Genomic DNA, 27,000 nt, shown 5'->3' on the forward strand with positions numbered 1-27,000 from the left:
GAAATCCATTCCGGTCACCTCGAACGAAGGCTCATCACCGCCCGCCCGATGAAGCGCAGAAGCCAACGAAGAGCCCATTGCGCTGGTGGAGCTTGATTGCCGCGGCCGTGTGCCCGATGGTGATGGTCGCGACGCTGATTGCCGCTTTTAGCGGATTGCCATCGCCGACGCCCACGGTTCGTGTAACAGTGGTCTTCGTGATGGGCTGCGGAGCGTTGGCCGCCGTGACCCTGGGAATCATGGCCCTGACAAAGCGCTTTAGCGCCGTCGCACTCATCGCTGTTTTGTTGGGACTGTTGGAACTACCTCTCGTCCACGCCATGATCTCGATGTCCAGGGAACTGGGGGACCTGTGAAGTTGCCAGGCTCAGCGAACCCGAACCATCCTGCTCGCAATTCTTGACTGTTAGCCGACCCGCGACGCGCATGCTTGTCGTTTGCCCTTCGACTGCACACTCGGCGATTATGACCAGCTCATGCCGCGACCAAGCTCTTAGCACATTTGTTGGTTGGCTCCTTTCCAACCGACAACTATCATGGAGCCCAGCGAGGCCGATGTTCGATTCGGCCTGTCCGACACTCTGCTATTGCTGAACGAGGGGAAGTTAGCTGCGATGAAGAATTTGCTGCTCGTTTGCGGAATTGTGGTCGGAGTACTGTTCACGATCCTGTTCTATGTACTGATGTGGATTGGTTTGAGGGCCGAAGCGGGCGCCATTCCCGACACGGTGATCGTATCAGGCGATGAGATTAGCGAGCCGGCGCGCGAGGCGATCGGCAAAGCCATCACGCTTCGGCCCAACGAGACCATTGCCTATTTCTACAGCACTGGGGTGCTGAACTGGGAGGAGGACGGAAACCTGATTACCAATCAGCGTGTGGTCTCGTACATGCAGGATGAAGAAGGGAAGTTCATCGTGGAGGAAGCGGACTACGACAACATTGAGGAGATCGCACCAGAGTTCAGTGACAAATGGATCGACGACACGTTCGTGTGGATTACTCCCAGGGAAGGGGAGGAGTTCTTGATAGCATTGTCGATCGAAGAGGACCTCGATCATCCGGCCGTCGAATACATTCAGCGCAAACTCGACGAGGCGAAGCAATAGCGCGGCATTCGGTGGGAGGCTACTTCACGCCCAGCCCCAGGTTTTCCAGCACCCGGCTGGCCGCTTCCGACTTGTTCAGCACGTACAGGTGAATGCCCGGGACGTCGGCCTTGATCAGGTCTTCCAATTGCCGCGTGGCGAACTCGACGCCGACGTCGAACTGGGCCGCTTCGTCTTCGCCGGCCGACTGCAATGCGGAGACAAAATCCTCCGGCAGCTTCGCCCCGCATAGCGAGGTGATGCGCTGGATCTGGGCGAAGTTCGTCACCGGCAGCAGCCCCGGCACGATGGGCACCGTGATGCCGAGCGCCGTGCAGTGGTCGCGGAATGCGAAGAAGTCGGCGTTGTCGTAGAAGAGTTGGGTGATCACCACGTCCGCACCGGCATCGACCTTGCGACGCAGGTTCTCCAGGTCGATGTCCAGGCTGGGGGCCTCGACGTGTTTCTCCGGATAGCCGGCCACGGCCACGCCCATGTCAGCAAAACGCTCGCGGATGAACTCCACGAGTTCGTTGGCGTAGCGAAAGCCGCCTTGCGTGGCGGTGAAGGTCGACTCGCCCTTGGGGGGGTCACCGCGCAGGGCCACCACGTTGTCGACTCCCCGCGCGCGGGCTTCGCTCAGGTACTCGGCCAACTGGTCGGCCGTGCGGTTCACGCACGTCAGGTGCGTGGCCACCGGCAGGCCGCTGGTTTCGCGCACCCGGGCGACGATGTCGAGTGTCTTGTTCTGGGTCGACCCACCGGCGCCATAGGTACAGGTGATGTAAGCAGGATTGAACTCAACGAGTCGCTCGACGTGGCGAAACAAGGCTCGCTCGCCCGCGGGGGTCTTGGGGGGGAACAGTTCGAACGAGAGTCCAAGATGGTCGGCGAGATAGTAGTCAGCAAGAGACATACAAAAATAACAGGGGGGCTAGAGGCGAGCGGCCGCCATGAGGCGGCTGGTAGTGATGCGTGGTGAGCCGATATCCGTAAGGCGGCTGGTAGTCATGAGTTGCGCGTAATCTTCCGTCGGCTGGCAGATGAGTCTGAGGGTTCCGGGTTACTCCATCAGCCAGGAATCGATGTCCAGCGCACTTCGTGGCCTCGTATCTTACCAAACTTGGCTCCCCTTGGCGTGGGGCCCTGGGTTGCAGAACCGCTACATTCGGCACGATGGCTGCCCGTTGGGGTGACGACCGATTCGACTTGCCGCACCACCACCGCCGAGGGGGCCGCGGTGGCGTACGCTTGCAGCAACAACGAATTTTTGTGGGCAATTTTTCTGATGACGAATACGATTCTGATGATCGTTGCCGGGTGCCTGTTGGGTGTCCTGCAACTGCTTGTCGGCGTGGCTATCGGTTGGTGGCTGCGGCGCCCCTCGCCGGGCTCGCGCGACGCCGATCTGGGCCGCGCGCGGACGCTGGCCCTCGAACTGCATGGGCTGACGCAGCGAATTGGTCTGCAAGTGGCCAACCATCGCACGCGGTTCGAAGCCGCCAACACTCGCTTGCAGGAGGTTCCTGCCGATAGGCGTCACCCCACGACCGACTTGGTGGTTGGTGTGGTGGGCGAGATACTGGCGGCCAATCGTCAGTTGCAGCAGGAACTCACTGCGGCTGAGAACCAGATTGCCGAACAGTCTCGCGAGATCGAGTCGCACCTGAGTACCTCGCTTACCGATTCGTTGACCAAGCTCCCGAATCGTCGGGCGCTGGACGAACAGTTGGCCTCGCGCCTGAACGATTATCGCAAGCACGGCACACCATTTTCGTTAGTGATGCTGGACGTCGATCACTTTAAGCAGATCAATGACGATTTTGGTCACCAAGTTGGCGACGACGTACTGATTGGCATGGCGGGGACGTTGCGCCGAGCGCTGCGGCGGAACGATTTCGTTGGCCGCTACGGCGGCGAAGAGTTCGCCATCATCCTGCCTCACACGGCGATCGAAGAGGGGCATCTCGCGTTGGGGAAGGCTCACAAGGCACTCGACCAACTCGGCGAACAATTTGCCCAGCTTCAGCGGCCCATCACCGCCAGCGCTGGCCTGGCTTCCATCGCGCCGGGAGAGGACGTGCAAACCCTGGTCGAACGGGCTGACCGAGCCCTGTACGCAGCCAAACGCCATGGCCGCAACTGCGCCTGGATGCACGACGGTTTCGAGTCGCGACCACTGGACCAGGAACTGACGGAGCCGGAAGCCTGGCCAGCCGAAAGCGACAACGACATGGTCGGCGAGGAGCTGGCTTCGGCCGACGAATCCCTGTCCGCCTCGCTGGCCGGAGCCTGCGACGATTTGCGGGCTGCCATGCTCAGCTCGGTGGGAAGCCGGGAAGCGTAGCAGGCAGTGGGGGTGAGGGGGGATTGGCTAATCTGCGGCGATTGGCAGGTTGGTTAGCGTTCTGCGTGCAATTTTGGGCGGGACTCGGTATAATCTGAGCCCAATCCCACCTCGTGTCGCTATCCTCCTTCCCGTCGAGCGACCATTCATGCCCCGCCTTCCGTTGCGTTTCGTTCTCCTATCTGTTTGCGTGGTCGTTGCGCCACTTGCCGGAGGTGAACCGCTCGAACCAATTGCCGAATACCAACACCTAGCCGGTCCCCTGGTCGAACAGTACTGCCTGGATTGTCATTCGGGCGATGGAGCGGATGCCGGGCTCGAACTGGATAAGCTGCAGTCGGGCGACCGCTTCCAGGAAGACCGTAATACCTGGAAGGACGTCGTGGCCCGATTGAAGGCGGGCGACATGCCGCCGGCCGACTACGATGCGCCCGACGACCAGGAGCGATCGAAGCTGGTGGGGTGGATCGAAGCGAAGCTCGAGCAACTCGACTGCAGCGTATCGCAGGACCCAGGCTGGGTGACCCTGCGTCGGCTGAACCGCGATCAGTACCGCAATACGATTCGCGATCTGTTGATGGTCGACTTCGAACCGGCCAAGACCTTCCCGCCCGACGAACTGGCGTACGGTTTCGACAACAATGCTGACATGCTGTCGCTGACACCGGTGCTGTTGGAGAAGTACCTCGACGCGGCGCGGGATATTTCGCGCCGGGCGCTGATGATTCCGGAGGTGCAATCCGAAAACACCTTCGACGTGCCCCGCGTCCACTGGCAAGGGGGACAGGCCGATCGCGACGGCCGACGAGAGCTGTGGAGCAATGGGGCCGTGGAGTTTGTGTACGAGTTTCCCAAAACGGGCCGTTATTGGATGCGAGTTCGTGTATCGGCCGACCAGGCGGAAAACGAACCAGTGCGGATGGCAGTGCTCGACGACAGCCATGTCGTGCAGATGATCGACGTGCACGTCAATGGCGAGTCCTCCGAGGAGTTTACGCTGCCGTTCGACGTGCCCCAGGGCAAGAAGCGGCTGGGCGTGGCGTTTACCAATGATTTGAAGAACGAGACTCACGATCGCAACTTGTTCATCGAAAAGATGGAGGTGATCGGACCCCGCGAAGATTTGATGAACGGCGCACCACAGGCGCATAAGAAATGGTTTGCCGAGGCCCCCACGGCCGACCAATGGCGCGACGACCAGCAGTGGCGTCCCCAGGCAAGCAAGTCGCTCGAGCAGTTTGCTTCGAGCTGTTTTCGCCGACCGGTGAACCAGCGGGAGGTCGACCGCTTGCTGATGCTGGTCGACACCCATCGTCGCTACGGCGACAGTTACGAACGTGCCATGCAAGTGGCCCTCGAGGCGATGTTGGTTTCGCCGCGGTTCTTGTTCATTGGCAATGTCGACGGGCAGCCATCGCCGGCCGCAGGACAACAGCGCGGCTACCTGGTGGACGAGTACGAACTGGCGGCCCGGCTTAGTTACTTCTTGTGGAGCTCGATGCCCGACGCCACGCTGATGCGTTTGGCGGGCGAGGGGCAATTGCGTGCCGAGCTTTCCGAGCAGGTCGATCGCATGCTTGGCGATCCCCGTGCCGAGCAGTTCACCAAGCACTTTCCCGGCCAGTGGCTGGGCACGCGGTTGCTGGCGGATCTGGTGCCCGACGAGAAGCAGTTCGATTCGTTCGATGGTCCGCTCCGCCGGTCGATGGCCCGCGAAGCCGAGATGCTGTTCGCCGAGGTGGTCGACCGCGATCTGCCGATTACCACGTTGCTGAGCGCCGACTTCACCTATCTGAACGATCGCCTGGCCAAACACTACGGCATCGAGGGCATTGAAGGAGACGACTTCCGCCGGGTGGAGTTTGCCGAGATCGAACCGTTCCAGGGCGTGCGGGGTGGCGTTGTTACCATGGCGGGCGTGTTGACCGCCACGTCGAACCCTAACCGTACGTCGCCGGTGAAACGTGGCAAATGGGTGTTGGCCGAACTGATGGGCGCCCCGCCGCCCGATCCTCCGCCTGGCGTGACAACGTTAGAGGAAGTGACCAAGCACAGCGACAAGCCGCTGTCGATGCGCGAGCAGATGGCGTTGCACCGTGAGGATCCGTCCTGCGCGGTGTGCCATGAACAAATGGATGCCATTGGGCTGGCTTTGGAGAACTACGACCTGGTGGGCCGCTGGCGGACCGAGGACAACGTGGGCGTGATCGACGCCTCGGGCGAACTGCCCACGGGCGAGAAGATTAACGGTGCCGCCGACCTGACCAACGTGCTGCTGCAGCGCCGCGAGGGGTTCCGCCGCTGCCTGACCGAGAAGCTGTTGACTTACGCTCTGGGGCGAGGCCTGGAGTACTACGACGAATGCGCCGTCCGCGAAATCGCCCGTCGCTCGGTGGAGGACGACGACAGGATGAGGGCGCTGATCCTGGCCGTGGTCGAAAGCACCCCCTTCCAGCAACGTCGATGCGAAGTCGCTGAATAATCACCCTGGATGTTTCACCTAAGCTAATTGAATTGAACCACGATGACCCTAACCACAACATGCCGTTCACTGTTCCTGTTCCTTGCTGCCGCGCTGCTGCCACTGGCCGCGCAGGCAGCCAATCCGGTATTTCCGGGCGCCGACCCGCACGTGGCCGTGTTCGAGGGCAAGTACTGGGCCTACCCCACCCACACGCCCGACCGGCGGGCACAGTTCCATGCGTTTGATTTTGTGGCTTACTCGTCGGACGACCTGGTCGACTGGAAGGCGAGCGAGCCCATCCTGAAGATCGAAGACATCGACTGGATCAAAGCCGACGGCGCGCCGAACCACTGGTTGTGGGCCCCGGGCATCGCCGAGAAGGACGGCAAGTACTACTTGTACTACAGCGTGGGCCCTCAGAACCCCACGCCCAGCCGCATTGGCGTTGCCGTGAGCGATCGACCGGACGGTCCGTTCAAGGATATCGGCAAGCCACTGCTGACGGGCGGCGACGGATTCGAGGCCATCGATCCGATGGTGTTCCAGGACAAAGACGGCACCGCCTACTTCTATGCCGGAGGCAGTGCGGGAGCCAAGTTGCGTATCTGGAAACTGAAGCCCAACATGGTGGAGCTTGGCGAAGAGATTACGGTCGATACGCCGCCTAACTTCACGGAAGGCGCCTTCATGCACGAGATCGACGGCACCTACTACTTGTCGTACAGCCACGGTGGTTGGAACAATCCCAATTACTCGGTGCACTATGCCACGTCCAGCTCGCCGGTTGGCCCATGGGACTACCAAGGTCCCATCCTCAATTCGCGCGGCAGGTTCCAGGGGCCGGGCCATCATTCGTTTTTCCAGCATCCGAAGTCGGGCCAGTGGTACATTGCCTATCACTACTGGCCCTCGAAGAAGACCGAGCCGCCACTTACTGGCTTGCGTCAGTGTGCCATCCAGCCCGTGACTTTTGGGTCGGATGGAAAAATTGAGAAGATCGTTCCCACGAGAGGCGGCCCCGAGCCGGCCCCGTTACAATAAGTTACGTTCGACGCTCACCGGCAAACTTGGGAAGTTTGCCGAGTGCAGCGTTTTCCCATCGCTCACGAGGTGAAGATGCCTTTCCAACCGATTGCACGTCGCACGTTCCTGCGTGGTTTAGGCACGGCTATCGCGCTGCCGGCGCTCGAGGCGATGACGCCGCTGGCCGCAGCGGCAGGGCCGGCGGCCGGTCAGGCCCCGCAGCGACTGGCATTTCTCTACGTGCCCAACGGCATGCACATGCCCGACTGGACGCCCGAGGGAGTTGGCGAAGGCTTCAAGCTCAATAAGATTCTCGAACCGCTGGCGGAAGTGCAGCAGCACATCTCCATTTTCAGCGGACTGGGTTGCGACAATGCTCGCTCGCATGGCGATGGTCCCGGCGATCACGCCCGCAGCGCCGCGTCGTTCCTTACCGGCATGCATCCCGTGAAGACCGAGGGCCGCGACATCCGCGCGGGAGTGTCGATCGACCACATTGCTGCCAAGTACATTGCGGGCGATACGCCGTTCCCCACGCTTGAACTTGGTTGCGAAGCGGGCAAGCTGGCCGGTACCTGCGACAGCGGCTACAGCTGTGCGTATTCCAACAGCATTTCGTGGCGTTCGCCTTCGCAACCCTCGGGCAAGGAGGTGAACCCGCAATTGGTGTTCGATCGCTTGTTCGGCGGAGGCTCCGCGGCCGACGTTCCCGAGTCGCAATTCCGTCGCCGCGAGCGTCAGAAAAGCATCCTCGACTTCGTTTCCGAAGACACGCAGCGCATCCAACGCCGCATCAGCATGTCCGATCGTCGCAAGCTCGATCAGTACATGGAGAGCATTCGCGGCGTCGAGCGTCGCATCGCAGACCCCGCGAGCCGGTTGTCGTTAAGCGACCTCGAACGCCCCGATGGTGTGCCCAAGGATTATGGCGAGCACGTTCGCCTGATGGGCGATTTGATGGTATTGGCGCTACAAGCCGATTTGACGCGGGTGGCGACCTTCATGTTCGCAAACGAGGGAAGCAACCATCGCTATCGCGAGTTGGAGATCAGCGGCGGGCATCATCAGATTTCGCATCACCAGAACGATCCCGACAAAGAGGGTGCCATCAGCCGCATCAATCGGTATCACATCGAGCAGCTCGCGCATATCCTCAAACGAATGAACGAAATCAAAGAGGGCGACTCGACGCTGCTGGCCAATACCGGCCTAGTGTACGGCAGCGCGATTCGCGATGGCAATCGCCACGATCATCACGATGTCCCCGTGCTGATGGCCGGCAACCTGGGCGGCAAGATGGTGACGGGCCGCCACCAGATTTTCCCTGCCAAAACGCCTCTGATGAATCTGTTCCTCACCATGTTGCAAGGCGTGGGCGCCCCGGTCGAATCGGTGGGCGACAGCACCGGCACGCTCACCTTGGTGTAGTCATCGCGCGGGGAACGAGGCCCCAGAGCGATCGCCACCCAGATTGGGAGAGATCTGCTTCGCCGGGAGTGGTTAGCTTCCCAACCCAAAATGATGGGCCGCCATGCGGAAACCTTCAGGGTGATGGATGTGCAGTTTCCGCTTGAGGTTGGCAATGTGGTCGCGAGCCGTCGAAGCGCTGATGCCCAGCACATCGGCCACCTGATTGGGGCTGGCGCCGCCAGCTACCAGAACCAGCACATGTCGTTCGCGGTCGGTCAGCGAACCGGTAAACACGCGAGTGTAGAGCACCAACACCTGCCCGCTGTCGAGCGGGAACAGATGGAACCGCAGCGGAAACGATTCGTCTCCGTAGTTCAAGGAAACGACAAACGGTCCTTGCTCCTGGCGAAACATGCAAGCCTGGACAAAGTGCTCCCGGCACTTGGCCCGATCAGCCCCCACCGCGATGTCCCAAGGCTTGGTGTGAATCACATCGGGGTAGCGGGGGTGCAAAACAATCGTCCCCTCGCTATCGACCACGAAGGCGTTGGTGTCGGCGAAACCCTCAGGATTGTTGGGGTCGACTCGCATAGGACCGCTTTCGAAAATCTGGCGAACGGTGGACGAATCAAGGCATGCGGAGCAACGACGCGCCAATAGCGATCATAGCTCTGGCGGGCTTGGTTGGCCAGTAGTTTTCGTGGGCCTCGAGAAGCGTGGGGCCGTCAGCGCCTGGTGGTAAGGTTTAACGCGTAACCGGCTGTTCGGCCGGGTTTGAGATTTGAAAGGTGATGGGCGAAGTTGCCAGAGTTTCGCGCCGCCCACCGCGCTTTCAGAGCCACGATGCCCGAAATGTTGCGGGGCGGTTGGGATTGCATCTAAAATTGGGGGAACGGGGCTTCATCTTCCGCTCGGCGCCCGAACACCACATGGGCTGAATGCAATGCCAACTGGGCAACGAAGTCAGTTTCGGTTTGGCTTGCGATTCCTGTTTGCAGCTATCACACTTACCGCCTTGGTGGTTGTTAGCGGGCCGTATGTTCTCTTCTATCTAGACCAATACGTCGCTCTTGGTTGTTCTTTGCTGGCGATTGGCGCGTACGTGCTGGTGCGGTGGTTGCATGTTCCGGCAGAATCGAATTCACCGCGACCAAAGAGGAACTGGCAATTGTGGCTCCTTCCGGCAATCGCGAGTCTACTGGTGGCAGTCGCAGTATTCTGTCGGTATCGATGGTTGGTAGTAGTTGACGATCCACTTTGGCCTCGACCGTATCCCTACCCGGACCAGCTTCTGGTTGATTGGCACAACTGGTGGGACCGCCTGCATCCACCTCCACCAGACACGTTCAAGATTCACGGTGAACACTATACAGTTCTACGTTTCCTGAATGTGATCGTCGCCTCCGCTTGCGCGTTGTTGGGCACCGTGTGTGGATTCTGTTTCCCAGATGTCTCGGTGTACTCGGCGACCAGCGGCGAGGAAACCTCTGGATAGCATCGTTCGGGCGAAGTGCGCTAGCAGTGCCGTGAAGAATCCATCTGAGACGCTCACGTCTGCCCCTCCGCCCGCTCGACCTTCCGGTCGCGAATTACCGGCACGATCTCTTCGCCATTTACTTGGTTCTCGCGATCGGGAACGCCAGCTGCTTTTGGCGACTGCCCGACCCACTCGCTCTTGCGGCCTGTGACGTTGATGGTAAGCGTTTCGGGATCGATCGAAAGCACCGCGAATAACGCCTCGCGGTAAGGGCAGGTGTACTCGATGTACTTGTGCGCGGCGTGCACTTCGTCCGCGAAGCTGTTGTGTTGGTAGTCGCCGCCCACCCAATAGTAGGAGGCCGAGTTGACGTGTAGGTAAGGAATGTGGCCAATCGTCAGTTGGTCGTCGATGTGGGTATGGCCGTTGATTGCGAGGATGACTTTATCGGCTGCGGCGGAGAGGATCTTTTGAATCGACTCGGCATTGTCGACTGCCGCTGCGCCGGCCAGCGGTTGATGCGAGACGACCACGATGGGGCCCGCGAGTTTGGTGAGTTGCTGCTCGAGCCACTGCAATTGCTCGTCTCCCACGTACGACGGATAGCCACCCTTGTGCTTGGGAGACCCCTTGTCGTTGCCATCCAGCACGATGAGGTCTACCCCTCCCACGTTTGTCGTGTAGTACCGGGCGGGCATTTTCCATATATCAAGGCATTGCTGCTTGGTGTGCCCGGCGTCGGTGTCGTGGTTGCCGATTACATGCAGCGCCTTCTTGTGCACGGAGTTGAACATGTCGATCACCGCGCGGTTCTTGGCATTCGGGTAGGCAAAGTCGCCCAACTGCATCACCGCGTCGAGTTGCTGGCCCTTCATGGCCTGGGCGAATGCCTGCATCCGCTGCGGTCCGTCGTGCATGATGTCCTGGTGCAGGTCGGCGATCAAACCGATACGCACCGGGCGCTTCAATTGCTCGGCCGCCGCACGGGAAACGGCCGGCCACACCATCGACAGCACCGGCACCGTGGCCAGACCCAGCACCCGTCGCCGCGTCCAGCTTCGGCCTTCGCTCAATCCTGGTCTGGTATAGTGGTCCTTCGATGCCATGCCGCCGCCCTTGGTTCGAGGAAACGAGAGTAGGAAGTCCTCATTTGTACCGCGCAATCAGGCGATGGGCCAACCACTTTAGGGGAATGTTTTTTGTCTTACTGCGCAAGTGGGATAGCTCCCGGCGCACGCTTCGGTGCCACAACGGCGTGTGAGACCACTCGCGACCTTACGGCCCCCAGCCTGGTGGGTCTAAAATCAACGTTGCGGCGCCCGTGGGCCCAATTCTTGAGGATACGATACGATGGATGCTTGGACCGAGAACGAATACCTGCTGCTGACCCCGGGGCCGCTTTCCACCTCGCCGACCGTGCGGGCGGCAATGGATCGCGATTGGTGCACCTGGGACGACGACTACAACGTGGGCATTGTCTCGCCAATTCGCCAGCGGTTGGTCGAGATCGCCACCGAGCGACACCGCAACGAGTACACCTGCGTGCTGATGCAGGGCAGCGGAACCTTTGCCGTCGAGTCGATGCTCGGCACCACGATCCCCCGGGAGGGCAAACTGCTGGTGCTGGCCAACGGCCACTACGGCGATCGCATCGCGCGGATCGCGGCCTACCTCGGAATCGATCACCTGGTGCACGACACCGGCGAGCTCGCGCTGCCTGATGTGAAGAAGCTCGATCAGACCCTCACGCTCGATGGGTCGATTACCCACGTGGCCTTCGTGCACAACGAGACCACTACCGGCATGCTCAACCCGCTGGAGGAGCTATGTCGGGTAGTGAAGCATCATCGTCGGGTGCTGCTGGTCGACTCGATGAGCGCCTTCGGCGGCGTGCCGCTCGACATGGGCGAGCTAGGTATCGACTTCCTGGTCTCCTCCAGCAACAAGTGCGTACAGGGTGTGCCGGGGTTTGGGTTCGTCTTGTGCCGCCGGGCGTTGCTCGAGCAGTGCGAAGGCCAGGCCCGCTCCTTGTCTCTCGACCTGTTCGACCAGTGGCGGACCATGGAGCAGGGCCGCGGCAAATGGCGTTTCACCAGCCCCACGCACGTGGTCCGCGCGTTTCACCAGGCCCTCTCGGAACTCGACACCGAGGGAGGAGTCGCCGCCCGCGGTGCCCGCTACACGGAAAACCAGCGGCTGCTGGTCGAAGGCATGCAGCAGCTAGGTTTCCGCTGCCTGCTGCCCCGCGAGCTACACAGCCCGATCATCACCGGTTTTCTCGATCCCGAGTCCGCGGACTACACTTTCGCCCGCTTCTACCAATCGCTGAAGGCAAAGGGCTTCGTGATCTACCCCGGCAAAGTGACCAACATCAACTCGTTCCGCATCGGCACCATCGGGCACGTGTTCCCGGCGGACATTACGCGGCTCATCGAGGCGGTCGAGGAGTCGATGGTTTGGGGGAGGTGAGGCACCCAACACGAGCGAGTCGTCGGTGTTTGCTGCTAATTCTGCCGACGCACACGCAACCAGTGTCCTCCACAAAGAGCAAAGACCGCCGCCAACAGCAGGGTGGAGGGTTCTGGAATCGCGTTGGTGGTGAACAGGGCCACGTCGTTTCCATCGCCGCCGACATAGGTGATGAATAGCGAGCGTCCGAAGTTGCCCACCAGGGCGCCTTCGGCGAGGCCGTCGAACTGGCCTGTCAGCGATCCGCCAACGTTGATGATGGGGAACTGCTGGAAATCGTCCAGCGCGAAGCCGTCCAGGAGACTGACGTTCAATTGACCGGCGAGCGTGACGTCGCCGGTTACATCCACCCAATCGAACTCGGTCAACGACTTATCGCCGCCACCGTCGGAGGTGCCGCCGAGTTCGATCTCCAACGATCCGCCGGTCTTACTCCAATCGCCATCAATGGTGTGCACCGCGGCTGCATCGCCGGGTGCGACTACGCCAGAGTCGTTAACCGAACCGACGACCGTGCCGCTGCCCGATAGGCTGCCATCGTTGATAAACGCTCCATTGGTCACAATGGTGCCAGCGTTTTGAATTTCAGATGTCGCTTTGTTGTCTATCGTGCCGTTATTGACGATGGTGCCGCCCTGTCTGATGGCAATGATGTAACCGCTGTTCAGGTTACCACTGTTGTTGATGATCCCTAGATGCTCGACGACTATCACGCCGTTGTTGCCGAGCGTGCCCTCGTTGTCGAGCGAACCCCAAACTTCCAACAGGGCATGCGCCTCGCTGGCGTTATTGAGCAGCGCGCCAGCATTATTGATTAGCGTCCCGCCGAAACTAATAGAGAGGTAGCCGTGATTGTCAAACGGATTCTCGGCGTTGAAATCGGTGTTTCCCATTTCGACGAAGATATCACCGGTAGTCGGATTGGGATTCGGTGAAATCTGATCGGCCGTCGCCTGATGGCAGGCGATGCAGCAGAGAGCGGCCAGGGCGCTGAAGTAACGGTTCATTGTGGGGCTCCAGTAGTGGTTACCAGACGCGATTATAGTTGGTCCACAGTAAGCAGCAATATTTTTGACCCGACGGAGTGGCGTTCCAGGGCAGCGGCACAGATGAACGATGCGGCGAGTCGCAGGTGGCCACTGGTTTTAGTCGCACCAGTTGGCGAATCTGTCTCGAGAGGCATGATCTGGCAGCTCTGCATCCACAATTGAATTGCGGGAGCAGTGACCTGGTGGAGAAAGATACCTTCGGCCACGCAGCCGAAGGATAGGTATTACATCGCTTCAGTCTTCGATCACCACATTATTCGTGATCGTGATATTGGCCTCGGGCGTGTTGTTGAATCGTACCGCAGGCGTATCGGGCGAGGCGAGCTGCCAGTGGTTGCCGGTCACGGTGTTTTGGCCGGCGCGATGGAAACGCAGCGGCGAGCGGGCGATACGCTGGAACGTGTTATCGCGCACGGTCCAACCCGTGGTTCCCTCGTCGAGGAACATGCCATTGGACTCCGCCGATCCGACGTTGATCGGAATGTCAGTGATTGTGTTTCCTTCGATCACACTGTTGGGTTGATTGCCCAGCGTGTAGATGCCGCCGCCGTCGTTTAAAATCTGCATCGCGTGGTGGATGTGGTTGTCGGCGATGCGGTTGTTGCCTGCTGGCGTCGGCGAGGGATTCCACATCCAGCCGAGCGACACGCCGGTGTACGGGCAGTCGTACACCTCGTTGTCGACGATCTGGAGCTCTTGCTGGAAGCCTCCCCAGATGCCCACGGCGCCGAGAAGTATTTGGCCGCAATGGCTGATCTTGCTCCCCGTCACCACGTTGCCTGTGGGAACTTCGTTGGGGGCTGCGTCGTACCAGGCTCGGCCTTCGACGCGGCGGGCGGAGTCTTCGCCCAGGTTAATTCCGTTGCCACCGACGTGGTCGATATGGCAGTTCTCGACGCGGCAATCTCGTGTCCGGCTCCCGATCCAGAGTGCCGTGTTGCCTAGGGAATGGAATTTACACTCGCGAAGGACACTGTCCTTGGCCCGCGACAAGTGCACGGCAGCGGAAAGCATCTGTCGTCCGTTTTCCTGCAACTTGCCAGAGGCATCCCTCGCCTCATAAGCAGTGGCCTGGCTGCAGGCCAGTCCACCGGGCGGCATCGGGAAGCGGGTGCCTGTAAAAGTGATGTTGTGCAGCACCAGGTTAGCGATTGGCTGGTCGTCGTCGCCAGTGGCGACGAACAGTTGCTCGAGCATTGGCAGCGCGACACTGGGCGGGCCAGCGGCATCCGCCTGGCCGATGACTACCAGTTTTTCCGTGGCGAGGTCGATGTACCACTCGCCCGGTTGATCGGCAAATGCGGGGTGGCCTTCGAGGAAGTACCGGGGCTGTCGCTCGAAATGGTCGATGGCATAGTGGGGTGCGCTCGATCCAATCGGCCCGAGCGTCCTGAGCACCGACGTACTGCGGTCGATCGAGGCCACCGGCAGCCTGCTCGTGGACCAGTCATGCAGCAGCACCAGGTCACACACGTGGCCGTCGAGCGGCAGCGTTTCAGGCAGATCGTCCGGTTGGTAAGCGAATCCGCTCCGGCGGTCGGGCAGGGCTTGCTCGATACGCATGTAGCCTTCGTTGGGATGGCGGGCGGCCGTGGTTAGTGTTTGCTCGACCAGCATGGCGCGAGGAACTCCGTGCTCTTTCCATCCGTCAGGTAACGGATATCGCCAGTTGCCTTGTTCGTCGCGCGTCGGCGGATCGAGTGACTGCGCTCCGCTGAACACCACTTGCGTTCCATCCGCGGCGTGCAGGGCAAGTCCCTCGCCTACGATTGTCGAGTCGAGCCGCAACGTATCCGACAGGTGATAGGTGCCGGGCAGCAGCCGGACAGCCAGGCGTTGAGTTTCGCCTTGGGTGCGCCGTTGCCTCACGTTTTCCAGTACAGTCCGTAGGGCGGCTTCGGATGGTTCCGACACCATTAGAATCTTTGATTCAGCACGGCACACAGGCCCATTGGCCAACAGAGAGAGGAGGAGCAAGCACGCGACGAATTTCACAAGCCGAGCCATTTTAATGCCTCATCATTCGGGAGTCGTTGACGATTGACTGAAGGCGCCCATGAGCACCAAGGTAACATGGGGATCACCGCGCAGTCGATCGTTTACACGCCCAGGGCGGAGTCGGACTTGTTGCTCTAGATACCTTGTCAGCAACTTTGCCTGCCACGCGCCGATCGCCGCTAGTCGGCAGTCACTTGTGATGGGCCGTTGCCCGCTGCCAATCGGTGTGCAGTTCCTCCAAGGTTTTGCCGGCAGCACATTGGTGGGCACGGCGCGTTGGTTCGGGCAGGCGATAACCAGTGCTGCACCACATGACGTGCTCGAGTGCCGTGGACAGGTTCATGCGATGGCCGGGCGAAATGAACATCGATTTCACCGACTCGCGGGTGCGGAGCACGGCGCCGAGTACTTCGGGCGGCTTGGTACTGGGGTCGACGATTTCGGTGTAGCTGCCAGCGGCCTCGGCCGGTTCGTCCCATTGGCCAAAGAAGTGAGTCTTTGCGCAGCCGATGGTGGGTACATCGAGCACCAGCCCCAGATGCGCGGCAATGCCTAGCCGGCGTGGATGGACATAGCCGTGCCCGTCGACCATCACAAGATCCACCTCGCGGGTGAGCTGCTGGAAGGCGGTGAGCAGAACCGGAATCTCGCGAAACGAGAGCAGCCCAGGCACGTAGGGGAACGGCGAGGGCATCGACGCGGTTACGACCTCGAGCGGTTCGAGCGTCGCGTAATCGAACACGACGACCGCGGCCTTGGAAGTGGCCTCGCGCCAGCGGGGACCGGTCACGCTGACGTCGACGCCCGCCACCAGCTGCGGGTGCTGGCGCGGTGGCTTCAGCACCAGTTGCGGCCGCAGCGTTTCCTGCAGCTGACGTGCTTCACGCGGTGTGAGGTCCCAACGATGGTTGGCTTTGGGTTTCATGGTGGCGTTCTCTCTCTCGGGTCCTCACTGCCAGTGAGGACCCGGGAGAGGGGACGGCAACGCTATTTGTTCTGCACTGCCTGGCGATACAGGTCGATGTAACCTTCGGACACTCGCGTAGGATCGAGCCACTGCTGGATGTACTGGCGGCCCTGTAAACCTCGCTCGGCGAGTGCCGCCCGGTCGGCCAGCAACCGTTCGAGTTCGTTGGCGAGCGATTCGGGCTGGTTGTCTGTGATGGTGCTGCCGGCCGCTTCGATTTCGGGCCAGATGTCGACGCCCCGCGTGGTGACAACGGGCGTGCCGCACGCCAGCGACTCGGGCAGCACGAGGCCAAAATTCTCCTGGTGCGTGGGCAGCACGAACAGGTCACACGCCTGGTACAACGACAGCTTGGTATCGCCCTGCACCATGCCAATGAAGTGCGTGAAGTCGGCAATACCGAGCTCGGCAGCCAGCGATTCGAGCTGCGTGACGTAAGCCGGCTCGCCTGGCCCCGCGACGAACAGTTGATAGGAGGTGCCGCGATCGACCAGCAGCTTGGCGGCACGAAGCAGTAGGTCGACTCCCTTTTTGGGATGCAGCCGGCTGAGGAATAGCAGCTTGGCGTCGTCCGTGGCCAGGGCTGGAAAGGTCTCGGTGGCAAGCTGCGGACCTGGCAGCGTGTCGGGGTTCGGCATGTCGACCACCAGAGGCAAGACCGCCGACTGAGCGCGGGGATACCACTTGCCCGCCTGTTGGGCCTCGCCCTCGGCGGTGCAGTGCACACGGTACGCCCCTTCGAGCATCCTCCTGCCGGCGAGCCACAAGTAAACGCGTTTCTTGAGTCCCTTGTGATCCATGCACCAATCGTCGAGCATGCCGTGCACGCTGACAATGTACGGCTTGGCGAGCGAGTTTGCCGTTTTGGCGATTCCCGTGTTGCGGCGATCCCAAGGCGTATGCAGATGCAGGACATCGACCTGCTCGGCCGCCTGGCGCAATTCGGCCGTCCACCGCTCGGCAGGCAATTCGACCACGCGTGGCGCATTGGATTTCTCTCGCCAGTGGGCGGGAACATCCTTCGCATCGAGCGTGGCGAGCGTCACTTCGCAGCCTTGCTCGGCCAGTACGCCACACAGATCGATCACACATCGCACGACACCTCCCGCTTCCTCGCGCACGGCGTCGAGGTAGTGTAGCACCCGGGGCGGTTTAGGAGCGGTATCGGACAAGGCGTGCTTCTTGCGAACTCAGGCCGTCTCGCCTTCGGCGGGTTTGTCGGCCGGCGCTTCCTCTTTCTTAGCTGCGGGTTTGTCGAGCTCTTCGAGCTGTTTTTTGATTTCTGCCGCCCGGTCGCTGGCCGACTTCTGGTCGGCTTCGGCCGTTTCGAGCATCTTCTTGGCTTCTTCGACGGTCTTGGTGGCCTCGGCCTGCTGCTCTTCCACGCGAGTGAGCTCCTTGGTCAGCCGTTCGCGCACCACGCCGGGATGATCCCAGCCGAGGTTCACTGCCAGGCCGGGCGTGGCCTTCTCGAGTGCCTTGGCGGCGTCGTAGCTGGCGGCCGTCTGCCAGACGTAGAGCTTTCGCAAGCTGGGGGCCGATTTCAGGGCCTCGAGCGAGGCATCGGTCGCCTTGGTGCTATGCAGGTTCAGGTAGTTCAGATAGGTCATATCCGCCAGTGCCGAGACTGCGGCATCGCCCACTTCTGTTTTCTCCAGGTGTAGCGTGTCGAGATACTTGAACTCCTTAAGCGATTCGGCCACCGCGTCGGTGATCTTGGTGCCCGACAGGTCGAGCTCTACTACCTGCCCAGCCAGCGGTACTAGCTTGGCCACGGTTTCGTCGGTCACCTGGTCGCGCGACGAGGGGAAGCTGACGCGGAGTTCGTTGCTGCCGGAATAGAGCGGAATTACCAGGGCGCCGGTTTCCTCGGCGGCGGCGATGGCGTCGGGCGAAGCGGGCTCGAGTTCCGGGCGTTCGGGCAGTGGGGCGGCTTCGGCCGGCTTCTCATCCATCGCCTCGGCGGCAGGAGCTTCGGCCGTGGCAAACTCGGCTCCGCCGGCGATCCACTGCTTGATGGTTTCGATGTCCTTTTCGGCCAGCGGATCGGCGCCCTTGGGCATCCGCTTGCGATCGTCCTCAGGCAGCACCAGCCGCTCGTACAGTTCGCTCTCGTCGGGCTTGCCGGCAATCAGCAGGTCGCCCTTCTTCTCGGCCGCGGCTTCGATTTCCTCGGCCGTGTGCAGTTTCAGACCGCCCAGACCTTTCGATTCGCCGTGACAACTGTAGCAATGGGCCTCGAAAATGGGCGCTACGTCTTTCGCAAAATCGACCGACGTTTCCGCCATGGCGACGGGGGTAAATCCAACGAACAGAAGCGACGCAAACAGCCTGGGAAAGGATCGCATGGGAAGAACTCCGGATGCAGGTGGGGCAGGACAATGCCCCTACAGTCTAACCACGCGCCGCCCGAGACTCCAGCAGTGCCGGATGTCGCCGCCAGCGGCACCTGATAAGATGGCAAGTCGCCTGAATGTGTTGCCTATTTTCGCCTGGAGATGTTGCTCGATGAATGCTTTCTATTGGCTCCTTGGAATGGCCTCGATGCTGCTGGTTTTGCCCGCCTCGGTGGTGCTGGCCGAATCGGAGTCGGACAAGCTGCACCGGCTAATCGACGAGAACTGGGAATATCGACTGGCGGAGTCGCCCCTGATGGCCACCCGGGTGGGCGACCACCGCGCGAACGACCGGCTTGATTCGCTGACGCCGCAAGACATCGAGCGGCGAACCGCCAAGACCGCGGAATTTCTCGAGCAACTCGAAGCCATCGACCGCGATCAATTGGAGGGCGACGATCGCATTCACTACGCGGTGATGAAGCGAGAGCTGGAGTCGGACCTGGCCGAAGACCGTTTCAAGACGTACTTGATGCCGATCAACAATCGTTCGGGTTTTCATATCAGCTTTCCCGAGATCCGTCGAGAAGTGCCGCTGGTTACCACCGAGGACTTCGAAAATTACATCGCCCGCCTAAATGACTTCGGCCGCTACGCCGACGAGCACATCACCTTGATGCGCGAAGGGGTGCGGCAGGGCTATACGATGCCCTCGATAATTATGGAAGGAAGCCTCGACTCGGTGGACGCCCACGTGGTGAGTGATCCTGAGCGGAGCTTAATGTACGAACCGCTGAAGCAGATTCCCGCCACGGTGCCAACCAGCGAACACGAGCGGCTGCAACAAGCCGCCCGGGCTGCCATTTCCGAAAGCGTTGTGCCAGCGTATCAGCGGTTGGGGCAATTCATGCGCACAGAGTACCTGCCCAATTGCCGCGACACCATCGCCGCCAGGGCGCTACCCGATGGGGCCGACTTCTACCGGTTCCGGGCGGTGAAGCACACCACGCTGGACGACATCACCCCCGAGGCGATCCACCGCCGCGGTTTGGATGAGGTGAAGCGGATTCGGGGCGAGATGGATGAGATCATCAAGCGAGTTGGCTTCGAGGGCGACTTCCAGGAATTCGTCGAGCACTTGCGGACCGATCCGAAGTTCTACGCTAAAACGCCCGAAGCGCTACAGCAGCACACGGCGCTGATCTGCAAACGCATGGACGGGAAGCTGCCCGAGTTGTTCCGTTTGCTGCCGCGGACGTCCTACGGTTTGCGGCCGATCCCCGATTACATTGCACCCAAGACCACGGCCGCCTACTACCAACCACCGGCTGGCGATGGCACGCGGGCCGGCTACTACTGCCTGAACACCTACGACTTGCCCAGCCGTCCGTTGTACATGCTCGAAGCGTTGTCGTTTCACGAATCGGTGCCGGGGCATCACCTGCAGATTGCGCTGCAATACGAACTGGAAGACCTGCCCGAGTTCCGCAAGTTCGCCGGCTTCAACGTGTTCGTCGAAGGTTGGGCGCTCTACTCGGAGCGGCTTGGCCTGGAGGTTGGTTTCTACGAGGATCCCTACAGCGATTTCGGCCGACTGTCGATGGAAATCTGGCGGGCGTGCCGGCTGGTGGTTGATCCAGGAATGCACTACCTCGGCTGGTCGCGGCAGCAGGCCATCGATTACATGGCCGAGAACACCGCACTGTCGATGCTCGATATCCGTTCGGAGGTCGACCGCTACATCGGTTGGCCGGGCCAGGCCGTGGCGTACAAGATTGGCGAACTGCGAATCCGTGAATTGCGAGCCCTGGCCGAGGCCGAGTTGGCCGAGAAGTTCGACATCCGCGAGTTTCACGCCGTGGTGCTCAGCAGCGGTGCCGTGCCGCTCGACGTGCTGGAGGAAAACGTGCGGGCGTGGGTAGCGAGTGTGAAAGCTGGTAGCGAGTGAGACTTGTATGGCCGCGTTCGATACGAAGATTGGACACTTATCCCGTCGCCATTAGAGCCCGCACCAGGATTACCACGGCCGACAATCCCGCGATGGCCAGCACAGCGGGGCGAGTCGTGTGCTGGTCGATCAGTCGCACCGTGTAGCGGGAGATAGCGAACCCCAGGAATATGCCGGGCATCAGCATTAGTCCCAGCAGGATGTCGTGGAAGGTAAACTCGCCGACCACTGCCAGGCAGATCATCGACAGTGTCGAGCCGATTGCAAATATCGCGGAGAGAGTAGAGCGAATGTGTGCGCCATGTTGCGTCTGGTACACCAGCGCCATCGGCGGACCTCCCACCGCCGAAACAGTGTTCGAGATACCCGACACGCAGCTTGCCAGCACCAGGTTGGAGGTTGTGAACGGCAATGCGACTCCGCTAAGGCTGATCGAGACGGCGACCAGGATAACCACGGCGAACAGGATGCTGAACAGCCGCTGATCGATGATGCTCACGACGTACGCTGTAGGGATGGTGGTTACCAGGCGGGCCGTGGCCGAGATGAAAACCTCGCGCTTCACCACGGCGTGGCGTTCGCGGAAGAACATCATCAACGTCAGCACCGTGGCCGACAGCATCAGCGAGCCGGGTACGAACTGGGGCGCGACCATCAGCAGGATGGGGGCCGAGACAACCGCCAATCCGAATCCCACCGACCCCTGCACAATCGCCCCCACCGTGGTGGCTGCAATACCAACGAGCAGGTAAACAACGGGGACGCCAAAAAGTTCCACGGAAAGGTCTACAGCAGGCGGGACGGTTGGGGGAGAATCAGCTATTGTCCTTCGCCGCCCGGAGTTGGTCAAACCGGGGACCGGCAACCGAGACGCCGTTCGGCTAGCCAATCAGGACTGTGAGAAAACTCATTGCGACATAGAACGCGAGCAACAGCCAGGAGCCGGTGGCGAGCACGCGGGGCGGGTTGGGCAGCGTCGCCGAGGCGAGCGTGGCCGCACCCAGGATGAGTCCTAACACCAGGGTGCCGCCAGGCATGCCGAATTGCAGCATGGCGACCAGCACCAGGCAGGTCATGGTGACCAGCAACAGCAAATCCTGCGTGGTGAACGCCAAGTGAGGTGGCGAGGAGAATATCAGGGTGTCGTCGTCCAGCAACGAGTTGCGCGTGGCAGTGGTCTTCGATTTGTGCTGGTCAGCGCGGTCGAAATTCGAGATACCCTGGTCCTTATTGCGTTCCTGGTGGCGGCGAAGCATCTCGTTCCGCTTCCTGTCCCACTCCTGCAGGCGTTGCTGCTCCTGCCAGGTGAACCAGCCGTAGGCGCCGGCCAATCCGAGAAAAGTGACCACCACCAGCGGCGCTGCAAAACCACCGATGATGTACTTTCCGATCACGAACATCACCGCCAGCGCCGTCATGGCCCACAGCAGGTGTTTGACACCAAATTGAAATCGCATGTCCTTCACATACGATTCAATGTCGTCGGCAATTCCCTCCTGTTCGCGATACAGGTCGTCGATGTTCACCGCTTTGGACGCGTGATCGAGCGCTTCGGCGGCGCGGCGTTTCTCACCGGCGACGATTTCCTCGTCCGGCGGCATAAGTTCGTAGTCGTCCTCTTCCGCGGCATCCGGGTCTTCACCACGGTAGAACGTCTCGCGATCGAATTCGTCGTCCAGGGGAGGCATGGGGCGAAGCAAGTGGGTAGGGCAGGGGGCAGTCGCGCGCGTGAATTATCCGAGTATACTTACGCCCGAGGTGGCTAGCCCCTCTTACGTTTGGCAATCTGCGGTTTCTCTCTTCCTGTTGGGCAGTGATGCACTTTATTGTAACGGCCATCGGCAGCTACGGCGACGTCCATCCGATGGTGGGGGTGGGCAAGCGGCTCGCCGAGCGGGGGCATCGCGTTACCATCGTGACGAACCCGTACTTTGCCCCCGTGGTCGAGGCCGCGGGGCTCGATTTGGCCAGCGTGCTATCGACCGACGACTACCTGCGGCTGATCGAATATCCGCATATCTGGCATCCCACCAAGAGCGTTCCGTACCTGTTTCGCGAAGCGGTCGTGAACCTGATGCGGCCGCTGTACGCGCTGCTCGAAGAGCTATACACGCCCGGCGAGACCGTGGTGGCCGCCCACACGCTGGACGCCGCCAGCCGGGTGTTCCGCGAGCGAACCGGGGCGCGGGTGGCCACGGTGACATTTGCGCCCCAAGCGATCTGGAGCCGCCACGAACCACCGAAACTGGGGGCCGTGCCGGTGGGACCCGATTGGCCGCGGTGGTGGAACGACATCTTCTTCTGGTTCGGCAATCGCCTGGTGATCGACCCGTCGCTCGCCAAGCCACTCAACAGTTGGCGGCGCGAGCTCGATTTGCCCCCGGTCCGGCGTTTGTTCCCCGACTGGTGGTTCGCGGCCGATACGAACGTCTGCTTGTTTCCCGAATGGTTTGGTCCGGTGCAGCCCGATTGGCCGCGTCCGGTCGAGGCGGTCGGATTTCCGCTCTGGGACGCAGGCGATACGACGGCCCTGCCTGGCGACGTGCAAGCATTCGTCGCCGAGGGCCAGCCGCCGCTGGTGTTCACACCCGGCACGGCTAACACCCAGGCTGCCGATTTCTTTCGGGTGGCCGTCGAGGTCTGCCAGCGACTCGACCGGCGCGGGTTGCTGCTAACCAAATTTGCGGGCCAGGTGCCGAACGACCTGCCACCCGGCGTGAAGCATGTGGAGTTTGTCCCTCTTTCGCGACTGCTGCCGAGCTGCGCGGCCTTTGTCCATCACGGTGGCATCGGTTCCTGTTCGCAGGGCCTGGCGGCTGGGGTGCCTCAACTGGTGCGGCCCATGGCGTTCGACCAGTACGACAACGTCGCGCGGTTGCGTCGCCTGGGGGTGGCCGAGCAGGTGGTCGGGCAGCGGTTTACCGCGCCGCGCGTGGCGCAAGCGATCGAGCGGCTGATCGACTCGCCAGCGGTGGCGGAGAGTTGCCGCGAGCACGCCCGGCGTTGCCAGACCAATGGGCTAGACCGCGCGTGCGACCTGCTGGAGGGTGTGGGACAAATGAGACTCAATGCCATGAGCCTCGCCCCGGAGGGCTAGTACTTCACCGAAGGCTGCCAGTTGGCGCCCAAGCGGGTGCCCGAGTTACTGGTGGTCACGGCCGGTACGGCAGGGCTGCCGGCCGCGTTGAGCGTGGCGACCCGCGCCGCGACGTCGGGCTGGAAGCGATTGATTTCCAGCGAACGGTTGTAGTTGGCCAGGGCTTGGGAGTGGTCGCCCGATTGATCGCGCAGTCGGCCGAGTGCCGTGAGCGCGCGGGCGTTGTTGGGATCGATGTTCAGCGCCTCGACCAGGGTGGCTTTGGCGTCTTCGGGGCGGCTGGTCTCTTCATACAGTCGGGCCAGTTCGATGCGGGCGGCCGGTTGGTCGGGGCTCTGCTGAATCCAGGCCGAGAGCAGGCGGAACGCTTCCTCCTGGCGGTTGGTCTCGCTCAGCAGCACAGCCAGTCCACGGTAGCACTCGGCGTGGTTGGGATCGCGTTCCAGGCACTGGTTGTACAGCACTTCGGCTTGCTGCAGATCGTTGGGGCGGTTGTACATGGTGCCCGCTTTGTGCAGCGAAGCGGCCAGGTTGTAGTAGCCGTTGGCCGACGCCGGATCGTTGGCAATCGCCTCCTGAAACCGCACTGAAGCCTGCTGGTAGTTGCCTTGCTGATACAACCGCACGCCCTCGGAGTTGAGGGCCTGGCTATTGAGGTTGTTGCAGCCGGCCAGGACCGAGAGCATCAGCAGAGCGGCGGCGGAAGCGATCCATCGCTGAGGTTGGGCGTACACGTCGAGGGCCTCGCACTTCGGGGACGAGCTTTCGGCCGACCGCCTTGGCGGGGCGGACGACTGGCGGGGCGTGCATCCGTACACGAATCCCGCGGTTGCCGGTTTCTCGGCGGCAGAACCGTAGCAGGCGCCCCAAACCGACGCAAGGCGAACCTGACAGGTCCTTCCAGCCGTCGCGGCTTGCCTTGACCGGCGCAGGCGGAAAATCGGGCAATTTTGCTCAAATCGCAGTTCTTCCCTAGGAGGTATATTTTTCGGTGCTAGCTTTCCGATCTTCACTTTCACACGGAAGTTGCTGTCCCCTCCAGCGAGTCCCCCAGCCATCGGCAGGCTGAAGACCCGCACCGTTTCCCGCTTCGACAGGAGACCTCCGTCGTGCCTACGCGTAAGACCACCAGCCAAGCGAAGAACACCAAAAAGGCTACCAAGAAGGCCACCCCCAAGCGGGCTTCCAGCGGCTCTGCTAGCAAGACCACCAAGAAGCGAGCGACCAAGAAGAAGGCCGCCACGAAGAAAGCCGCTAACAAGAAGGTCGGCGACGAGGAAGTCACCATCGATCGACGCCGGAAGGATCGCCGGAAAGAAGAAGTGGCCGCAGCCGAGCCGAAGCTCGAGCGTCGCAAGAAGGTGAACCGTCGCCGCCAGATCGATCCCACCACCTGCGAACGCGACTACAGCGACCAGGAAGTGGAATTCATGAACGCCATGGACGAGTACAAGCGTACCAGCGGCCGCATGTTCCCCACCTGCAGCGAAGTGCTGGAAGTGATCCGCGGGTTGGGTTACGTGCAACTCAGTTCCGCCGAACTGGCTGCCCGCCAGGCGGACGACGCCGTGGAATCGTACGACGACTCGGCGAGCGAAGAAGTCATGGAAGAAGAGCTGGAAGCCGAGTTGGTCTAAAGGCCAACCGACAGCATGCAGCAGGCGTCCGACAGGTTTGTCTCAGCTCACCATCGCATAGGTGGGGGGTGGGAGATAGCCTGTCTCGCCCTGCGTGGATGGGCTGCCATCGCCTTCGCCGGGCCACAGGATCCGTAGCGTGTCGAGCGCGCGGCGGAACAATTGGCTGTCGCTGGAGGCTTCGGCCTCGGCCGTTTGGCTGCCTTGCGACTGCATGCCGCCGAGCGAAAACGAAGCCAGTCCCTGGCCCGTGCGGTAGAACATCTCGCTGCCCGGCATATTGGCTGCTGGCATGCCGATGGGGGTGCTGGGCATTTCGCCTGTGACTTGCTCCGCACCCGGTTGAGACAGGGCAGGGGACGCTTGATCGTTTTGACGGATCAGGCCTACCGTTAGCAGCAGGCACGCCGCCACGGCTACGGCCCACTGCGCCCAGCGAACGTAACGCGAGTGGGCTGCCGGAGCAGTGTGGGCGACGGACTGGTTGAGTTCGGCCGTCACGCGATCGGCCAGTCCGGCCAGCGGTTGTCCGGCGACAATTCGTAGCGGTACCCGCGTCACTGCGGTGTACGCAGTAGCTAGTGCTTCGCAGTCGGGACACGCGGCCATGTGCTGACGAATGGCCTGGTCGTCGGCGATGTCTTGGCGGTTATCCAGTAAGGCTTGCAGCCGCTCTTGGAATTGCAGGCAATTCATGTTGGTTCTCACTACGCTCGGCTCTTGCTTCAACTTTCTCGACCACGCCGCGACGGATCAGTCGGGTGGCGGTTTCCTGGCGGGCGCGATGAATCCATGTTTTCACCGTTCCCACGGGCACCGATAACACCTCGGCAATCTCCGCATACGCGAGCTGTTCGTAGTGAAACAGCTCAAACGCCTGGCGGTACTCGGGTCGCAAATCCGCCAGTGCCAACTCCACTTCTTCCGTCAGTTGTTTCAATCGCTGAGATCCATCCCGTCGGGCGGGCAATTCATCGGCCAACACCTGCTGGTCGCACGGCAACGGCTTGCGCTTCGTCAGGGCCGTTCGGCAACGGTTGGCCGCAATCGCCAGCAGCCAGGGACGCAACGCCCGAGTGCTATCCCATTTTGCCAGGCTTCGCAGCGCCCTTACAAAACTCTCCTGGACCACATCTTCGGCGTCGTGCCGGTTGCCCAGCATCCGTTCGCACAACCGCAGCACCATCGCCTGGTGGCGTTCGACCAATCGGCGCACGGCCGACTGATCGCCACCGCGAGCTCGTAGGGCGAGCGCCCGGTCAACCTCGTCGTCTCGGCTCGGTCGTGTATCGGTGTCGGACAAGTTGCTGTACCAATCGCAGTGTGGTCGTAAAAAGATACCCAGGCTGTTCGGCCAGGGTTTCAGGATCTTGGTAAGAACCTGAGCCATCCCCGGGGCAAGTCCTATTAGACCAGTCCGCGCGAGGGCGGGCCACAGGGAAATCGGGGGCATTTTTCGCCGGCTTCCACTCGCATAACCCCGCAAGCTGTAGCCACCGTCGCCAGACGGTGGGATCTCACGGACCGCGTGGCGGTCCGGCTGCTGAAGTCTCTTGGGTTTTGGGCCAACTTCCGGCATTTACATCTATGGGCCCAAAACCCCATGCCGTTTTGCCCCTCCCGAGTGGTGAAACCCCTGTTTTTCTCGACTTAACCGTTCGGGGGGTGCGACAAAACCCAGCATATTGTT

Annotated in this window: 23 protein-coding genes; 9 read left to right on the forward strand and 14 right to left on the reverse strand. The window is 61.3% G+C overall.

Going from position 1 to position 27,000, the window contains the following annotated elements; all coding sequences use genetic code 11:
* Positions 1-34: 34 nt before the first annotated feature.
* Positions 35-241, reverse strand: a complete 207-nt coding sequence (locus NG895_RS22600; RefSeq protein ID WP_252854811.1) for a hypothetical protein — start codon at positions 239-241, stop codon at positions 35-37.
* A gap of 295 nt (positions 242-536) precedes the next feature.
* Between NG895_RS22600 and NG895_RS22605 the strand changes: the two genes are divergently transcribed.
* Positions 537-1,109 (forward strand): hypothetical protein, encoded by a 573-nt coding sequence (locus NG895_RS22605; protein ID WP_252854812.1) that lies wholly within the window; start codon positions 537-539, stop codon positions 1,107-1,109.
* Between the two features lie 19 nt (positions 1,110-1,128).
* Here the strand turns inward: NG895_RS22605 and metF are convergent, their stop codons facing one another.
* Positions 1,129-2,004 (reverse strand): methylenetetrahydrofolate reductase [NAD(P)H], encoded by an 876-nt coding sequence (gene metF / locus NG895_RS22610; protein WP_252854813.1) that lies wholly within the window; start codon positions 2,002-2,004, stop codon positions 1,129-1,131.
* 372 nt (positions 2,005-2,376) lie between these two features.
* On the opposite strand from metF, the gene NG895_RS22615 reads away from it, so the two are divergent.
* The 4 genes from NG895_RS22615 to NG895_RS22630 all read left to right on the forward strand — a co-directional run bounded on the left by NG895_RS22615 (position 2,377) and on the right by NG895_RS22630 (position 8,350).
* Complete coding sequence (locus NG895_RS22615) at positions 2,377-3,435, forward strand: GGDEF domain-containing protein (protein WP_252854814.1); 1,059 nt, start codon at positions 2,377-2,379, stop codon at positions 3,433-3,435.
* A 148-nt stretch (positions 3,436-3,583) separates the two neighbouring features.
* Positions 3,584-5,917: a DUF1592 domain-containing protein gene (locus NG895_RS22620; RefSeq protein ID WP_252854815.1), complete on the forward strand. Its 2,334-nt coding sequence runs from the start codon at positions 3,584-3,586 to the stop codon at positions 5,915-5,917.
* Positions 5,918-5,959: 42 nt separating this feature from the next.
* Positions 5,960-6,940, forward strand: coding sequence for a family 43 glycosylhydrolase (locus tag NG895_RS22625; RefSeq protein WP_252854816.1), 981 nt, complete (start codon positions 5,960-5,962; stop codon positions 6,938-6,940).
* A gap of 75 nt (positions 6,941-7,015) precedes the next feature.
* Positions 7,016-8,350 (forward strand): DUF1552 domain-containing protein, encoded by a 1,335-nt coding sequence (locus NG895_RS22630; RefSeq protein WP_252854817.1) that lies wholly within the window; start codon positions 7,016-7,018, stop codon positions 8,348-8,350.
* 72 nt (positions 8,351-8,422) lie between these two features.
* Here NG895_RS22630 and NG895_RS22635 read toward each other — a convergent pair whose 3' ends face one another.
* Both NG895_RS22635 and NG895_RS22640 read right to left on the reverse strand, forming a co-directional pair.
* The gene (locus NG895_RS22635) at positions 8,423-8,923 is read right to left on the reverse strand and encodes a helix-turn-helix domain-containing protein (protein WP_252854818.1); all 501 of its coding nucleotides are present in this window, start codon (positions 8,921-8,923) and stop codon (positions 8,423-8,425) included.
* A 957-nt stretch (positions 8,924-9,880) separates the two neighbouring features.
* Positions 9,881-10,915, reverse strand: a complete 1,035-nt coding sequence (locus tag NG895_RS22640) for a metallophosphoesterase family protein (RefSeq protein ID WP_252854819.1) — start codon at positions 10,913-10,915, stop codon at positions 9,881-9,883.
* A 244-nt stretch (positions 10,916-11,159) separates the two neighbouring features.
* Between NG895_RS22640 and phnW the strand changes: the two genes are divergently transcribed.
* A complete protein-coding gene (phnW, locus tag NG895_RS22645) occupies positions 11,160-12,278 on the forward strand; it encodes a 2-aminoethylphosphonate--pyruvate transaminase (protein WP_252854820.1) in 1,119 nt (372 codons plus the stop codon).
* Between the two features lie 35 nt (positions 12,279-12,313).
* On the opposite strand, the gene NG895_RS22650 is transcribed toward phnW, so the two are convergent.
* The 5 genes from NG895_RS22650 to NG895_RS22670 form a co-directional block, all read right to left on the reverse strand.
* Positions 12,314-13,285, reverse strand: coding sequence for a hypothetical protein (locus tag NG895_RS22650; RefSeq protein ID WP_252854821.1), 972 nt, complete (start codon positions 13,283-13,285; stop codon positions 12,314-12,316).
* A gap of 276 nt (positions 13,286-13,561) precedes the next feature.
* Positions 13,562-15,241 carry a right-handed parallel beta-helix repeat-containing protein gene (locus NG895_RS30675; RefSeq protein WP_252854822.1) on the reverse strand — a complete coding sequence of 560 codons (1,680 nt, stop codon included), beginning with the start codon at positions 15,239-15,241 and terminating at the stop codon, positions 13,562-13,564.
* A gap of 274 nt (positions 15,242-15,515) precedes the next feature.
* Complete coding sequence (gene nfi / locus NG895_RS22660; RefSeq protein WP_252854823.1) at positions 15,516-16,250, reverse strand: deoxyribonuclease V; 735 nt, start codon at positions 16,248-16,250, stop codon at positions 15,516-15,518.
* 62 nt (positions 16,251-16,312) lie between these two features.
* Positions 16,313-17,464, reverse strand: a complete 1,152-nt coding sequence (locus tag NG895_RS22665; RefSeq protein ID WP_252854824.1) for a glycosyltransferase — start codon at positions 17,462-17,464, stop codon at positions 16,313-16,315.
* 18 nt (positions 17,465-17,482) lie between these two features.
* The gene (locus NG895_RS22670; RefSeq protein ID WP_252854825.1) at positions 17,483-18,640 is read right to left on the reverse strand and encodes a c-type cytochrome domain-containing protein; all 1,158 of its coding nucleotides are present in this window, start codon (positions 18,638-18,640) and stop codon (positions 17,483-17,485) included.
* Between the two features lie 160 nt (positions 18,641-18,800).
* Between NG895_RS22670 and NG895_RS22675 the strand changes: the two genes are divergently transcribed.
* Positions 18,801-20,576, forward strand: coding sequence for a DUF885 domain-containing protein (locus NG895_RS22675; RefSeq protein ID WP_252854826.1), 1,776 nt, complete (start codon positions 18,801-18,803; stop codon positions 20,574-20,576).
* Positions 20,577-20,613: 37 nt separating this feature from the next.
* Here the strand turns inward: NG895_RS22675 and NG895_RS22680 are convergent, their stop codons facing one another.
* Entirely contained in the window at positions 20,614-21,354 is a 741-nt protein-coding gene (locus NG895_RS22680; RefSeq protein ID WP_252854827.1) for a TSUP family transporter, read from the reverse strand.
* Between the two features lie 103 nt (positions 21,355-21,457).
* Complete coding sequence (locus NG895_RS22685) at positions 21,458-22,264, reverse strand: hypothetical protein (protein ID WP_252854828.1); 807 nt, start codon at positions 22,262-22,264, stop codon at positions 21,458-21,460.
* A 128-nt stretch (positions 22,265-22,392) separates the two neighbouring features.
* Between NG895_RS22685 and NG895_RS22690 the strand changes: the two genes are divergently transcribed.
* Positions 22,393-23,673, forward strand: a complete 1,281-nt coding sequence (locus tag NG895_RS22690) for a glycosyltransferase (protein ID WP_252854829.1) — start codon at positions 22,393-22,395, stop codon at positions 23,671-23,673.
* Here the strand turns inward: NG895_RS22690 and NG895_RS22695 are convergent.
* Complete coding sequence (locus tag NG895_RS22695; RefSeq protein ID WP_252854830.1) at positions 23,670-24,407, reverse strand: tetratricopeptide repeat protein; 738 nt, start codon at positions 24,405-24,407, stop codon at positions 23,670-23,672. The two genes, NG895_RS22690 and NG895_RS22695, sit on opposite strands and share 4 nt — an antisense overlap.
* 375 nt (positions 24,408-24,782) lie before the next feature.
* On the opposite strand from NG895_RS22695, the gene NG895_RS22700 reads away from it, so the two are divergent.
* A complete protein-coding gene (locus NG895_RS22700; protein WP_341871476.1) occupies positions 24,783-25,310 on the forward strand; it encodes a hypothetical protein in 528 nt (175 codons plus the stop codon).
* Positions 25,311-25,352: 42 nt separating this feature from the next.
* On the opposite strand, the gene NG895_RS22705 is transcribed toward NG895_RS22700, so the two are convergent.
* Both NG895_RS22705 and NG895_RS22710 read right to left on the reverse strand, forming a co-directional pair.
* The gene (locus tag NG895_RS22705; RefSeq protein WP_252854831.1) at positions 25,353-26,006 is read right to left on the reverse strand and encodes an anti-sigma factor family protein; all 654 of its coding nucleotides are present in this window, start codon (positions 26,004-26,006) and stop codon (positions 25,353-25,355) included.
* Positions 25,960-26,700 carry an RNA polymerase sigma factor gene (locus NG895_RS22710; protein ID WP_252854832.1) on the reverse strand — a complete coding sequence of 247 codons (741 nt, stop codon included), beginning with the start codon at positions 26,698-26,700 and terminating at the stop codon, positions 25,960-25,962. Before NG895_RS22710 ends, NG895_RS22705 begins: the two co-directional genes overlap by 47 nt.
* Between the last annotated feature and the right edge of the window lie 300 nt (positions 26,701-27,000).

It is taken from the genome of Aeoliella straminimaris, assembly GCF_024054565.1.
In the GTDB taxonomy this organism is placed as follows: Bacteria; Planctomycetota; Planctomycetia; order Pirellulales; family Lacipirellulaceae; genus Aeoliella; species Aeoliella straminimaris.